This is a genomic window from Mesorhizobium sp. B264B1B, from assembly GCF_020165765.1.
Taxonomy (GTDB): Bacteria; Pseudomonadota; Alphaproteobacteria; order Rhizobiales; family Rhizobiaceae; genus Mesorhizobium.
The window spans coordinates 163,225-176,819 of record NZ_JAIUIS010000009.1 but is presented as its reverse complement, the minus strand read 5'-3'; the positions used below and the strand labels follow the sequence as shown (position 1 = coordinate 176,819).

18 protein-coding genes are annotated in these 13,595 nt (G+C 58.7%); all 18 read left to right on the top strand.

Features of this window, described 5'->3' with window-relative positions; all coding sequences use genetic code 11:
- Window positions 1-137: 137 nt before the first annotated feature.
- The 18 genes from LB547_RS20035 (at window position 138) to LB547_RS19950 (ending at window position 13,594) form a co-directional block, all read left to right on the top strand.
- Window positions 138-1,265, top strand: coding sequence for a tyrosine-type recombinase/integrase (locus LB547_RS20035; RefSeq protein ID WP_140761333.1), 1,128 nt, complete (start codon window positions 138-140; stop codon window positions 1,263-1,265).
- A gap of 184 nt (window positions 1,266-1,449) precedes the next feature.
- Complete coding sequence (locus LB547_RS20030) at window positions 1,450-1,626, top strand: helix-turn-helix transcriptional regulator (protein ID WP_140761495.1); 177 nt, start codon at window positions 1,450-1,452, stop codon at window positions 1,624-1,626.
- The gene (locus LB547_RS20025; protein ID WP_140761330.1) at window positions 1,623-1,835 is read left to right on the top strand and encodes a hypothetical protein; all 213 of its coding nucleotides are present in this window, start codon (window positions 1,623-1,625) and stop codon (window positions 1,833-1,835) included. The genes LB547_RS20030 and LB547_RS20025 overlap by 4 nt, the downstream gene beginning before the upstream one ends.
- Before the next feature lie 106 nt (window positions 1,836-1,941).
- Window positions 1,942-2,205 carry a hypothetical protein gene (locus LB547_RS20020; RefSeq protein WP_140761326.1) on the top strand — a complete coding sequence of 88 codons (264 nt, stop codon included), beginning with the start codon at window positions 1,942-1,944 and terminating at the stop codon, window positions 2,203-2,205.
- Window positions 2,186-3,715 (top strand): AAA family ATPase, encoded by a 1,530-nt coding sequence (locus LB547_RS20015; protein WP_224655830.1) that lies wholly within the window; start codon window positions 2,186-2,188, stop codon window positions 3,713-3,715. The genes LB547_RS20020 and LB547_RS20015 overlap by 20 nt, the downstream gene beginning before the upstream one ends.
- Window positions 3,712-4,611, top strand: coding sequence for a hypothetical protein (locus LB547_RS20010; protein ID WP_140761320.1), 900 nt, complete (start codon window positions 3,712-3,714; stop codon window positions 4,609-4,611). Before LB547_RS20015 ends, LB547_RS20010 begins: the two co-directional genes overlap by 4 nt.
- Before the next feature lie 116 nt (window positions 4,612-4,727).
- Window positions 4,728-5,174 (top strand): hypothetical protein, encoded by a 447-nt coding sequence (locus LB547_RS20005; RefSeq protein ID WP_140761317.1) that lies wholly within the window; start codon window positions 4,728-4,730, stop codon window positions 5,172-5,174.
- Entirely contained in the window at window positions 5,158-6,366 is a 1,209-nt protein-coding gene (locus LB547_RS20000) for a phage portal protein (RefSeq protein ID WP_140761314.1), read from the top strand. Before LB547_RS20005 ends, LB547_RS20000 begins: the two co-directional genes overlap by 17 nt.
- On the top strand, window positions 6,363-6,752 hold the full coding sequence (locus tag LB547_RS19995; protein WP_181171701.1) for a gene transfer agent family protein: 390 nt from the start codon (window positions 6,363-6,365) through the stop codon (window positions 6,750-6,752). The genes LB547_RS20000 and LB547_RS19995 overlap by 4 nt, the downstream gene beginning before the upstream one ends.
- Window positions 6,752-8,314, top strand: a complete 1,563-nt coding sequence (locus tag LB547_RS19990) for a phage major capsid protein (RefSeq protein WP_140761308.1) — start codon at window positions 6,752-6,754, stop codon at window positions 8,312-8,314. The genes LB547_RS19995 and LB547_RS19990 overlap by 1 nt, the downstream gene beginning before the upstream one ends.
- 74 nt (window positions 8,315-8,388) lie before the next feature.
- A complete protein-coding gene (locus LB547_RS19985) occupies window positions 8,389-8,769 on the top strand; it encodes a hypothetical protein (RefSeq protein ID WP_140761305.1) in 381 nt (126 codons plus the stop codon).
- 1,177 nt (window positions 8,770-9,946) lie between these two features.
- Window positions 9,947-10,249, top strand: coding sequence for a head-tail connector protein (locus tag LB547_RS19980; RefSeq protein ID WP_140764525.1), 303 nt, complete (start codon window positions 9,947-9,949; stop codon window positions 10,247-10,249).
- Between the two features lies 1 nt (window position 10,250).
- Window positions 10,251-10,616 carry an HK97-gp10 family putative phage morphogenesis protein gene (locus LB547_RS19975; RefSeq protein ID WP_140764527.1) on the top strand — a complete coding sequence of 122 codons (366 nt, stop codon included), beginning with the start codon at window positions 10,251-10,253 and terminating at the stop codon, window positions 10,614-10,616.
- Window positions 10,613-10,864: a hypothetical protein gene (locus LB547_RS19970; protein ID WP_140764529.1), complete on the top strand. Its 252-nt coding sequence runs from the start codon at window positions 10,613-10,615 to the stop codon at window positions 10,862-10,864. Before LB547_RS19975 ends, LB547_RS19970 begins: the two co-directional genes overlap by 4 nt.
- Window positions 10,857-11,276 carry a DUF3168 domain-containing protein gene (locus tag LB547_RS19965; protein ID WP_140764532.1) on the top strand — a complete coding sequence of 140 codons (420 nt, stop codon included), beginning with the start codon at window positions 10,857-10,859 and terminating at the stop codon, window positions 11,274-11,276. Before LB547_RS19970 ends, LB547_RS19965 begins: the two co-directional genes overlap by 8 nt.
- Window positions 11,276-11,593, top strand: a complete 318-nt coding sequence (locus LB547_RS19960; RefSeq protein ID WP_140764535.1) for a phage head closure protein — start codon at window positions 11,276-11,278, stop codon at window positions 11,591-11,593. The genes LB547_RS19965 and LB547_RS19960 overlap by 1 nt, the downstream gene beginning before the upstream one ends.
- The gene (locus LB547_RS19955; protein WP_140764538.1) at window positions 11,593-12,003 is read left to right on the top strand and encodes a phage terminase small subunit P27 family; all 411 of its coding nucleotides are present in this window, start codon (window positions 11,593-11,595) and stop codon (window positions 12,001-12,003) included. Before LB547_RS19960 ends, LB547_RS19955 begins: the two co-directional genes overlap by 1 nt.
- A complete protein-coding gene (locus LB547_RS19950) occupies window positions 11,963-13,594 on the top strand; it encodes a terminase large subunit (protein WP_140764541.1) in 1,632 nt (543 codons plus the stop codon). Before LB547_RS19955 ends, LB547_RS19950 begins: the two co-directional genes overlap by 41 nt.
- Window position 13,595 lies beyond the last annotated feature (1 nt).

Here is a 13,595-nt window from a genome sequence, read left to right as displayed (position 1 = left end):
GCTCGAAGAGCGAAGCAGGATGGCGGAGAGAGCGTCCGCCTTTTTCTGTAACATATTGAAATTGCTAGTGCTTTATCATTGCTATTTGCCGTATTTTCCCTATTTTCCATAACTCGGTTATGGCAACGGGAATCGATATGGCCAAGCATAAGCTTTCGGAAACGCGGATTCGAACCCTTCCAGTGGGCATCCATTCGGATGGCGACGGGCTTTTCCTGCGTGTCAGGAAGGAAGGCAGTCGACAGTGGTTCTTTATATATAAGCGCGGCGGCAAGCGGACAGAGCTTGGCCTGGGCGGCTACGGCCAAGGGACGGCACCGGTATCGCTAGCCTTGGCCCGCGAGAAAGCCGAAGCCGTCCGTCTGCGCCTTGCCCGCGGCGATCACCTGTCGGCGAAGAAGACTTTCGCCGACGTCATGGATGATGTGATCACCGTAAAGGAGTCCGGCTTCAGGAACGAGAAGCACAAGGCGCAGTGGTCGATGACCTTGCGAGAGTACGCCAAGCCTCTGCACAAGAAGCCCATTGACGCCATCACCCGCGACGATGTGGTTGAAACCCTGAAACCAATTTGGGGCACGATACCAGAAACCGCCGATCGGCTACGGATGCGGATCGCGGCCGTCATGGACCACGCCAAGGCGAGAGGGCTGTATGTCGGTGATAACCCTGCCGATTGGCGTGGCGGGTTGAAGGATCTATTGCCGCCTCGCCAGAAGCTCACCAGAGGCCATCACGCCGCGCTGGAGTACAACGAGGTACCAGCCGCAATAAAGGCTCTCCGTGCCGCCGCTGGTGTTTCTGCACGGGCTGTGGAGTTCACCTGCCTGACGGCCGCCCGCAGTGGTGAGGTGCGCGGCGCCACCTTCAACGAATTCGATCTAGAGGCTGGCCTCTGGACGGTACCACCTGAACGAATGAAGGCCGGTCGGGAGCATCGCGTTCCTCTGTGCGACCGCGCAGTTGAGATCGTCAAGGCGATGAAGGAAATCGCCACCACCGACACGGTGTTTCCCATCAGTGACACGGCGATGGTGAAGGCGCTTCGGAAGGCAACTGGCGACGATTCTACCCTGCATGGGCTGCGTAGTTCGTTTCGAGATTGGTGCGGCGATGAGACGACTCACCCGCGCGACGTCGCGGAGGCAGCACTTGCACATACATTGAAGGACAAGACCGAAGCGGCCTACAGGCGTTCCGATGCGTTGCAGAAAAGACGCATCCTGATGGAAGACTGGGCAGACTACTGCGCGCAGGCGATATAGCGCCAACGCTCGCATTTTCCATATTGACTAAAAAGGCAAATGGGCATATTGTCAAAAATTGCGCGCCCAAACGCTTCGCGCAATAATAGTGACCTGTCAACTTGTACCGCCATTTTAGATCTGCCGTCAAGCCCTCCGGAGGAAAAAAGTGCAGCCAGCCGTAAATGACAACCTACCGCGCCTTATGGCGCCAAAGGATGCAGCCATTGCAACCAGCCTTTCCCGCCCGCTTCTTAGCCTGATGGCCGCAGAGGGGAAGTTTCCACGACCTGTCCAACTAGGCGAGCGTCGCATCGCCTACGTCCGGGCGGAGGTGGAAAATTGGATTGATACTTGCATCAACGGGAGGGCAGCGGCATGACTGATTTTGACGACGCCTTCGACCACCTGAAAGAACTCCGCCGTGCACTCGTTGAGCAATACGCAGCGCAAGCTGGAGATGAAGATACCCTTGAACGCATTGCCCGCGTCCAGACTGCCATTACCGCCGTTGAAGCGGTGATGGCTGAACCTACGCACGCCAGGACAGGACCGAAGATCGAATTCGGAGAAGACGGCTACCCTAAGTAGCCCTCTACCCCGCGCCTCTGCCATTTCCTCCTCGTCACCCACCGCAAGGGCGCCGGGGCGCGGCTTTTTACTGCCTGCGGCAGCCATCTGAAAACAGGAACCTCTAATGAACATTCGATCGATGCGGCCAATCCATCAGGATCGGTCGCCGAAGGGATTTATGCCGCTTGGCAAATTCAACCTCGCCGTAACAGACGACATTACCATCCAAGACTGCAGCATTGTGAAGGCGCCGGATGGGCGCGTGTTCCTTTACGGCCCAGGCCGCGAAGGAAACGCACTGTCCTGCTCACCGGGAGCGCGCAAGGCAATTATTGAACTGGCGCTCGCCGCCCTGGGAATGGAACCTAATGACCGACGCGCAGCCTAAGCCCAATGAAATGACGCCATTCGAACTACCGGCCGGATTCGGCGAAGATGACGACACACAGCCAGCCGTAGAATTTATCGGCGTCGACCCGCGTGACCACGCGCTCGAAACCGTCGCATACCTTGCCGACAACCTCTATGGCGATGTGATTCTAGTGCCATTCGTTGACGGCCAGCCGGATTGGGCCAACACCTCGCGCGACACCATTGAAAAGTTCGCTGGCCACTGGTCTGAGTTAGAACCGGAAGACGTTCCGCGTTTGGGTGTTCTAACGGACAGCTTCGCCAGATTCACCGGCGACGCGTTGTCCGATTCTGTGTCGATCGTTACCCTGCTGCGAGAAGGAACGCCCGAGGTGCGCCAGATCGGTGTCGTGACGTCGGTTGGCGACATCGCGCGCTATCTCGTCACTGACGCCCTCATCGATGACGAGCCACTGAAGGTACGGCAGGCGAAACCTACAGAGCCACCCAAGAAAGAGCCGCCCAAAGCCGCCAACGATAACAGACCAGGCACAGCAATAAGCGCCCAAGCCCTACTCGGTATGAAGTTTGCGCCCGTCGCCTACGTTGTGCCTGGCGTCATTACCGAGGGCCTGACCATTCTTGGCGGGCGCCCGAAACTCGGCAAGAGCTGGCTGGCGCTGGATGTCGCCATAGCAGTTGCCAGTGGCGGCAACGCATTGGGGGTGCGGTGCGAGCAAGGGGACGCGCTCTATCTCGCTTTGGAAGACAATCAGCGGCGCCTACAGGATCGCCTGAAGGTGTTGCTGCCACCCATAAAATCGCTATGGCCGGATCTTTCCCACCTCGAGTTGGACACCGAAGCGCCGAAGATTGATGGCGGGCTAATCGCTCGTCTCGATGCTTGGCGGCTTAGCGTTCAAAACCCGCGCATGGTCATCGTAGACACGCTGGCAATGGTCCGTCCTGCAAGAAAGAAAACACAGGACTCATACGAGGCCGACTATGCGACTCTTTCGCCGCTTCAAAGGTGGGCGGGCGAACATCGGCTTGCCGTGGTCGTAATTACGCATGTCAGAAAAATGGAAGCGTCGGACCCGCTCGAAATGATATCGGGTACGAATGGCCTGACGGGCGCCGCTGACAGCATCCTTGTGCTTAACCGCGACACGGACGGGCCGAAGCTGTATGGGCGCGGACGCGACATTGAGGAGCTTGAGAAGGCCCTACGTTTCGACAACGGCAAGTGGTCAGTGCTTGGCGATGCTGTCGACGTGAAGCGTTCCACCGAACGGCGGCGGGTGCTGGACGCCCTTGAACAAGCTACAGGTGCCATGTCTCCTGCGGACGTTGCCAAGGAAATCGGAGCGAAAGCTGCGAGCATCAATGTCCTGCTTGGCAAAATGGTCAAGGATGGCGAGGTGAAGAAGGTCGCATACGCACTCTATGTACACCCCGGTAAGACCGGTTATACCGATTATAGTTCCTCTGACTCTAATCACTCTAACCAGTCTAATGCACCTACACAGAGCGAGGACTCAGCATGACGACCACCAGATACCGCGGGACGCTTCCCCTTCTGAACTGGCTCAAGAAAAACGATCCGAATGCTGTCCTGGCCGTTGCCCGCGCCTTGATCGACCAGAAGCCAGCCGCACCCGCCCATGCAGACGAGCTTGACCGGGAAACGCGTCCGACTGTTGGCGAACTCATGCGGGCGGCCAGCGATGCTTTCCGCGTGTATGTGCGCGATGGCGTGCGGCATGTAGGCAATGGATACCGGCGCCTCGCCGGCAAGACCTACCGCGACGACGAGTGGCAGTTCCTTGGCGACCTTACCTTCTATCGCGGCGCGCTCAAGGAGTGGGGCGTCACTAAAAAAGGGAAGAAGCTGAAGCCGAAGGATGACGTGAGGGGCAACGGCAAGAACAAGCGCAGTCCTGCCGTCTATCTGAAGCTTCGTCCGACGACGCCAGCGCCTATGGACACCATTGCGCTGGAACGCGCGCCGTGCCGACGGCCGACCGATGACGGCAAGCCGAGCGTCTACTATGACCCACTTCCTCGCGACGAGGCCGCTAACCGGTATGGCGCCGAGGAGGCACGCGCCTTGCTTGCCGCCCTGATGCCGTCTGCGCCACCGATAACCAAGTGCCCGACCGTAACAGCAAAAGGCGCCCACTTCTTCGGTGGCATCTCGCGTCCGAAGCAGGGAACGAACTCCGGCACGGTGGGAGTATGGGACGCACCAGAAAAGCCCAAAGGTGAAGCCAGGGAAGTGTTGGACGAAATGGCTGCGGGCGGTTCGTTGAAGTCCCTCGGCGTGCGTCTGGGGTATGGCCCGCAGTACGCGGATCGCGCAGCCAAACGTGCCTTGCTCGATACCGCCAAGATGCTCGTTGCGATGAACGATAACAACGGGAAGACAAATATCGCCGCATAACGTGCCAGATCGTGGCGCGTTGTAGCGTATATGTATGAGAATATTGTTGGGCGGCGCTTTTGCGTCGCCTTTTTCTTTGCCCAAATCTCAATCTTACCATCATAAGGAGGCCGACCATGGCCGACTGGCAAAACCGCGACTTTACAGTTGCGGAAGCCGCTGCCCTGGCTGGCTTGCGGCGCGGCACGCTCGACGCTTGGGTGCACCGCATTCGTGATTGCGAAATCCTTTTCAGCGAGCGCCGCGGCGACAGGCGTTGGTTCAGTCCGCAAGACATCTGCATCTTACGCGTTGGCTATGAGCTTGAGCGCGCTGGCCGCGGCTGGCTTACCGCTATCGCACAGGCCTTCGAACACCTTCAGACGCCACCTGCGGCGGATGACGTGCTTGTGGTCGATGTCATGTCTGTTTCATCGGCATCTGGCCGCGTGATCTCCGACAGAGACGTTGAACGCTTGGCCGTCGACAAGTCGAAAATCCTACTCCCTATCGGCTCCATCTGTGCCGAGATTTCTGAGCGGTGCGCCGCAATCTATGGAGGCACCGATGTGGCCGTTTCGTAAACCTACCGTGCCGATCGAACAAAAGAGCCTCGCCGCCCCCGACGAAGAACTGTTGGCCATCCTTGGCGCGAGCGTCACCGGAACAGCGGCTGTGCCGGCCAGCGTGGCGCTTACGGTACCAGCGGTTGCCGCCGCCGTGCGTGCGATCAGCGAGGCCGCTGCAACGCTATGCGTCAAAGTGCAGCGCAAGGACGGCGACGCATGGGTGGACGACGAGGAACACCCCGCATGGCCGCTGCTGAATGGCGATGCCTGCCCTTGGGATTCTGGGTTTTCGCTGATCCGCGACCTAGTAGCCGAGGCACTGATTTATGACACGGGCGGCCTGGCATGGGTCAATCGGGTCGACGGCAAGCCGGTCGAGATTATCCGGTACAACCACTCGGTCATTAGCGTCCAGCGCGACGCGAACACCAACGAGCCGTCATACAGGCTATCCGGAAATGTGGTTCCCTCTGGCGACGTCATCCACCTGACCGCGCCATTCGCTAAGTCGCCTCTTAATATGGCGGCAGAAGCCATCGGCACCGCTTATCAGATGGAGAAGCATGCCGCGAAACTATTCACGAATGGCGCTCGCCCGGCCGGTGTTCTTGAGTTCCCAACCGGCGTCAAGCTGGGCGACGAGGCGCTTAAGAAGGTAAAGGCCGGTTGGCAGGCTGCCTTCGGTGGATCCGGCAACGGTTCCGGTACTGCTGTTACATGGGACGGCGCGGCCTGGAAGCCGCTCACCTTCTCCAGTGTCGACAGCCAGTTTCTAGAACTGCGAAAATTCCAGAACCTCGAAATCTGTCGAGCTTTCCGGGTTCCCCCGCAGATGGTGTTCGAACTCGACCGCGCTACATGGTCGAATTCCGAACAGATGGGCAAGGAGTTCCTGACGTATTGTCTGGAGCCGTGGCTACGCGCCCTTGAGGCAGCCCTTATGAGGGCGCTTATCGCACCCGGGGATCGCAAGTCGTTCCGCATTTGGTTTGAGCGTGACGACCTCACGCAGGCCGATCTTGGCGCGCGTGCGACTGCCTATAGCAGCCTGGTATCTGCGCGCATCTACAGTCCTAACGAGCTTCGAGCATGGGACGGCGCACCGCCTTATGCGGGTGGCGACAAGTACGAAAACCCCAATACCGGCACGCCTACCAAGCCAGCGAACGACAACACCCCACCTCCAGTAATCGAGGCCGCCGCATGACGGACGAACCCTTCCTTACCTACGTCGATGAATTTTTCGGCGACGCCATTCACCGCTTCGACGTCCATTCTGGTGGTTTCCAGTTCCTCCAAGAACTGGGCGAAAAGCTCAACGAAGGTCCAATGGTGACTTTCCGGAAGCTCTACGCAGGCGCTTGGGAAGTCGACACGATACGGCACGTGTTGAGGCTTGGACTGGTCGGCGGTGGTACGTCACCAGCCGAGGCTAACAAGCTCATGACGCGGTATTTCGAGCGCTCACCGCTTGGAGAGCATGCCGCCCTGGCGCTGTCCATCATGGCGGCGGCAATCGTCGGCAGGAAGTCGGAAGATGAGCCGGTTCCGACCGCCGTTGAGGCAGTTGCCGTTGCGGCAGGTGTGGCCTGATGGAACGGCTAGAATTCAAAGCCGCATTCACTGCGGACGACACGGGCCTTGTCGAAGGCAAGGCTTGGGATTTCGCTTCCGAGGACCGCACCGGAGACATGATTTCGCCGGCTGCCTTTGCTGGAGCAATCGGCAAGTCCCTTCCCATGCTTTTCGCGCACGACCAGGCACAGGCCGTAGGTGTGTGGGATTCAATTGCCGTCGATAAAGACGGTCTCAAGGTTCGCGGCAAGTTGCTTGTTGCGGATGTTGCCAGAGCCAAGGAAGTGCGCGCGCTTTTGCAGGCGAAGGCGGTTACGGGCCTCTCAGTAGGCTTCATGACCAAGAAGGCAGCACCGCGAAAAGGCGGAGGCCGCACAATCTCTGACCTCGATCTTGTCGAAGTCAGCCTCGTCGCCGTGCCGGCTCATGACCAGGCACGCATTACAAATGTAAAGGAATTCCCTTTGACTACCGAAAACACCAATCCGAATACTGATCTGGCCGCTATCGAAACGAAGCTGGCCGCCGCAGAAGCTAAGGCAACTGCCGCCGAAACCAAGGCCGCGGCTGCGGTAGACGCGCTCAAGGCTCGCCTCGATGGCGTAGAAACCAAGCTCAACCGCCCTGCCATTATCACCGATAAGAAGGGTGAGCCGACCGCCGAGCAGAAGGCCTTCGGTAATTATCTGCGCCTTGGCAACAACACGCCGGCCGAGGAACTCAAGACGCTTACGGTTAGCTCGGATCCGCAGGGCGGCTACCTGGCGCCGGTCGAAATGAGCACGGAGTTCATTCGCAACCTCGTCCAGTACAGCCCGATCCGCGCGCTCGCGTCGGTTCGCTCGACTGGCAACGCGTCCGTTATGTACCCAAAGCGCACCAGCGTTACCAACGCCAAGTGGAAGGGCGAAACCCAGTCTCAGGAAGCGTCGGAGCCGACCTTCGGGCAGGCGGAAGTCGTCATCCGTGAGGTTAACACCTACGTCGATATTTCCAACCAACTGCTCGCCGACTCTGCTGGTCAGGCTGAAGCAGAAGTCAACCTGGCCCTTGCCGAAGATTTCGGACAGAAGGAAGGCTTGGCCTTCGTGAATGGCGCCGGCACGCTTGATCCGGAAGGGTTGATGACTAATGCCGACATCGGCTTCACCGTTTCCGGTGCAGCTTCGACGCTGACGGCTGACGGTCTTATCAATACGTTCTACAGCCTCCCGGCAGCATACCGTAATGCAGCGACATGGGTTATGAACTCGACGTCCCTGGCGGCGACAAGGCGCATGAAGGACTCTGTAACCGGCTCCTATATCTGGCAGCCCGCCCTGTCGCTTGGCGCGCCGGAATCGATCCTTGGACGTCCCGTTGTTGAAGCTGTGGATATGCCCGACGTCGGCGCCGGCAACTTCCCGGTTCTGTTCGGTGACTTCTCAGGCTACCGCATTGTCGATCGCTTGGCCCTGTCGATCCTTGTGAACCCGTACCTGCTGGCAACCAACGGCATCACTCGTGTGCATGCGACACGCAGAGTGGGTGCTGGCGTGATCCAGCCTGCGAAGTTCCGCAAGGTGAAGATCTCGACGTAATTCTATCTGCGGAAATTCCGCAGATACGGGCGGTCCTTAGTGGCCGCCCCATTCTCTTTCACAAGGACTATTTCATGCGCGATCTCGCGAACAATATCGGTGCGGTCCAGGCTGTTGCGCCTGCCGTGCTCACCGCTACGAACACCTCAGCCGCTATCGACCTGCTTGGCTTCAACGGTGCAGCCGTCATCATCAACACTGGCGCTATTGCCGGTTCTGGCAACTTCACGCCCAAGCTTCAGGAGTCGGACGACGGCACCACGTTCACCGACGTTGCTGCCAGCGACCTTGTCGGCACATTCCCGGCTGCCCTTGTCGCCACCAGCGTTGTGAAGGTCGGCTACATCGGCAATCGTCGCTATGTACGCACGGTGCTTACCCTGAACAGCGGCACGTCGGTTGCGGCGAGTGCTGTGATCGTCAAGGGCCGTGCGGCTAGCAAGCCGGTGGCTTAATCCTCTTTATTTCTTGGCGGCGGTAAACCGGGCAAGCCAGATGTCCGGGCAAGAAAGCCAGCAAGCGTGCCGCCAGCCTTTCAGGGGTTTCAGGGCGCCGCTGGTGGAACTGGCAAGTCGCGTACGCGCGCAACGGGAGGCAGCCGTAAGGCTGTCTCCCAACCCATTCAGGAGCCATCATGAACGTCATATGCGCGTGCGGCTTTAGCGTGCCGAAGGGCACTAAGTGCGACTGCCGCATCAAGCAGGCCAAAGCCAGACAGGCGGCCAACGACAAGGCCCGCGGCAGCGCCTCAGACCGTGGTTATGACGCACGATGGGCCAAAGAGTCCAAGGCATGGCTAGCAGCGCTAGGCGAGCCGCTGTGTGCATGTGGATGCGGTAGGCCAGCCAACATGGTGGACCACATCAGGGCACCGAAGGGCGACATGGTGCTGTTTTGGGATCGCACCAATTGGCAGCCTTTTGCGCGTGGCTGCAACAGCCGCAAGAACATTAAGAGCGAGGGTGGGTTTGGGCGCTAGGTAAGCGCCCTTTCAGTCTCTGTCGAAATTTATCAGAAATCGATAGAACATTACACACAGCGAGAAGAAACTAACGACAATGAACTCAAACTGGAATAGATTGTCCTGAATTAAAATCTGGCACGTGACGTTCATATCTATAAAACTTATAGCAAGAACGATCACCCACAACATCCCTAATCCTGAAGCGACGCTATCAGCGCTACTGAGTACTTTATATCTGTCCTTTGAAGCGTTGATAGTGAATGATATCATGAACATAATTATCATGATAACGAACATCACAATGGGAGATGTGACTACGAGTATCCATCGGTGCATTATCTAATTGCTGTTCATTGCGTCGACGACGAAGAGAAGAGCAGAAGTTAAGATGCTCGCAATAAATAGAGACCCCATCCCCAACTGGTTTCCGCCAATAAAGCTATCGCCGTATGCTAAGTTGAACGATGCTGACGCGATAATGGGTCCGATAATGAAACCAGGAAAGAGATATCGCCAAAAATTCATGTTGGTGCTCCCCGTGCTGCAAGCAGGGTAAATCCTCATAGTAAACAACTCCTGAAGGGGCCACGTCGGCAACTTTTCGCCCTCCCGCCCAGACCACCCGCGCCCCCAAATTACCATTTCTCCCCAAATAGGATTTTGAACCTATGGCAATCGTTACGCTCGATGAGCAGAAGGCCCACTTGGGCGTGACGCTCGATACCGATGACGCGCTGATTTCCGGACAGATTGACGCCGCGCAAGCGCACTTAGAGCAGCTGCTCGGTTTCGTCATAGCGGAAGAGTTCGCAAGCCCGCTCGTCGTTCCGGCTGACCTTGTTAGTGCAGTTATGACCTTGGCAGCCCACCTATTCGAGAACAGGGAAGCCACAGTGATCGGTGTGTCCGCGCAGGAACTACCATTCGGGGTCTGGGACATCATCCGCGAACGCCGAAACTACAGCTTCTGACATGGCCAAAGATGACCTGGCGTCGCTGCTGAAGGCGTTCGACGCGATACCGAAAGAGGCCCGCAAGCGCATCTCTAAGGCCATAGACAAGGGTGCCGACGAGCTTGTAGCGCGCATGCAGTACCTCGCTCCGGACGATCCTGCCACGGCCGGCGATGACCTGAAGACGAGTATCCGCAAAATCAAGATAAGCGACCTGTCGACCACGGTGCTAACCGACAACGACGCATCGCTCTACCAGGAATACGGCACCGCAAAGATGGAGCGAAATTCGTTCTTCTGGCCGTCCGTAAACACCCTGAAAAAGCGCGTCAGGCGCAGGGTGGACCGAGCCATCAGCGATGCCGTTAAGGAGACTTTTAGATGATCGCAATCAAGAAGATTGATCGCGCCCATTTCGAGATGAACGGATCCACGATCGTGGCGACTCTCGATGCACAGGCGGGCGACTTCAATATAAAGCAGGCGACGCTCCGTCAGAACCACAGCGACGGAACGTTCTTCATAGGCATGGGTGGCGGCTTCAAGTCGCGTGCTGGCATCACCTTGCCGCGTCATTGCGAGACGCGCGCCGCCTTGCTGGCCGCAGCTGTGGAGGCGTATCGCAATGTCTGAAGCGAGCCTTGCCGCGCAAAAGTACCTGCGCACACTGTTCACTGGCAGGGCCGCGCTTACGGCGCTTGTGCCATCCGCGAACATATTCGACCGTAACAGCCGGCCGGAAGTCTTCCCCTGCATCCTGCTCGGGGATGGCCAGTTCGTAGCCGACGATGCCGGCTGCATTCAGGCTGGCGACGTCTACATGGCGTTGCATGTCTGGACGGCTGAGAACGGCTTTGCGGCCTGCAAGTCTATCGTCGGCGAGATCCGCCGCGCGGTGCGGGATGCGGAAGATGTGGTTGATGGCTTCGCCTTGTCGTCCACCTTCCAGGACGCGACTTACCTACGCGATCCGGACGGCGAGCACAGTCACGGCGTCGTGACTATCCACCTACTTGCCGAAGACACGCTAGCCGGAGTCGTCTGATGAGAGCCGGAAAGCTTGACCGCGAACTGGTGATAGAGCGGGCCACCACCACCATCGATGAGTACGGCAACACAATTGAAGCGTGGGCACCGCTAGCCACCATGCGCGCTCAGCTTGTGACCGCCAGCACCGAAGAATTTCAGCGGGCTTACGGCGCCTCTGGCGAGACGGCTATCGTGTTCCGCACGCGCTGGCTTGCCGGCGTTACCGTTTCCGATCGCGTCATTTATGAAGGCGCGCACCACAACATTATCGAAACGAAAGAGATAGGACGGCGCCGCGGCCTCGAGCTACGGACACGCCGTATAGGTGCTTAATGGCCAGAGGACGTAAGGCGGAAATCACCGCAGTAGATGGCGCATTGTCCGTTCCGCCGCGCTGCCCCTCATGGATGCCAAAGCACGCGAAGGCCGAATGGCAGCGGATCGTTCCGCAGTTAGTGGCCGACCGTAAGCTTGCCGCGCACGAGGTGCAGAGCGTGGAGTCCTACTGCCTTAGCGTGGCCAGGATCCGTGAATCTGAGACGATCATACAGCGCGACGGCATCACCTACATCGGGCCGGACGGCCAGCCCAAGCGGCACCCGGCAACAGCGATTTTGAAAGAACACCAAGAGGCTGCGCGGCGCCTGCTCATCGAGCTAGGCGGCACGCCCGCGAGCCGTGGCAAGAACAAGGGCGGCGCGCGTGGCGAAAGAGGAGAAGACGAAGACCTCGGCGATATCTGATCCAAACGCCTGGCTATTTGATGACAGCCCCATTCCCGACCCGCAAGGCAAAGGCGAGCGCGCTGTCCGCTTTATCAAAGCCCTGCGCCACCCAAAGTCGACGGCTAAGGGCGGTGCATTCCAGCTAGACTATTGGATGGAGCGCCTGACCCGGCGCGTCTTCGGCGACGTCCGTGAGGACGGCCAGCGCAAGATAAAGACCGTGTTCCTTATGGTGGGCCGCGGCAATCGGAAAACTACCCTTGCGGGAGCGTGGGCCGCGCTGATGACCGCGGGTCCAGAGCGCGTTCCGAATGGCCGAACGTACTCGATCGCCAACAGCCGCGAACAATCTGCATTAACGTTCGATGAGCTTGCCGGTATCTGCCGTGCGCACCCCACCTTGCTCGAGGCGACGCATATCCAAGATGCGCTCAAGCGCGTGTCGCATCCTAAGTCCGGCAATCGCTTCGCTGCGCTATCGAATGAAGCAAAGACCGCGCACGGATTAACCCCGCAATTTTGTTTCGCCGACGAGTTGCATGAGTTTTCTAAGTCCGACCTTTACGACGCCATGTCGACCGGCCTGAACAAGTCGGCAAACACGCTGATGTTCATAGGCACTACGGCGGGCGTGGGCGTCACCACAGCGGCCTACAACGTCTATGAGTATGCGACCCGCGTTGCATCCGGCGCCGTGCTGGACGCGGCCTTCCTGCCCGTCATCTTCGCCATGGATAAGGACGACGATTACCGCGACGAGTCGGTCTGGCTTAAGACCAATCCCGGCCTCCGCTGCACCCCCGCTTATCCAGACCTCGACGGCATGCGCAAGTTCGTCCGCGAGGCGGAACACAGGCCGGCTAGCCGTGAAGTGTTCAAGCGTCTGCACCTCGGGCAATGGCTTGACGGCGCTGCAGAGCCGGCTTGGGATATGGCCATATGGGACGAGAACGCCGGCGCTTACGATCTTGAGGCCCTTGAGGGGCGGCGCGCCTGGATAGCCGTTGATCTGAGCAAGCGGATTGACCTTACCGCGGTCGGCATCGCTATTGAGATGGACCACGGCCAGTTTGCCCTGCACGTCCAGAGCTTCGCGCCAGCCGGTGGCATAAGGCGGCGCGGCGACAACGACAACGTCCCATACAGCCTGTGGCGCGACCAGGGATTTTTGACCGAATGTCCCGGCGATATTGTCGACCTTGGCATCGTTGAAGACTACATCCGAAACCTCGCCAAGCGCTTTGACTGCCAAGAAATCTGCTTCGATAAGTGGTCCGCACGCGCGACTATGGAGTCGCTAGAGGCGGAAGGCTTGCCGGTTGCGGAGTTCCCGCAGACCGTTGCCACGTACACAAAACCATGCGCCGATTTCGAGGATGCTATGTTCAACCGGCGTCTTTGCCATGGTGGCAATCCGCTACTGCGGTGGGCCGTTGGCAATGTGGTTCTTTACGTGGACGGCGCCGGCAATCGAAAGCCCGCCCGTGACAAATCAGCAGATCGCATCGACCCGGCTTGCGTAACCATCATGTGCGTTGGCCGAGCCATGGCGGGCGCCAGTGGCCTCTCAATGTATGAAACCGCGTCGAAAGACGCATTCTTTTTCTAGG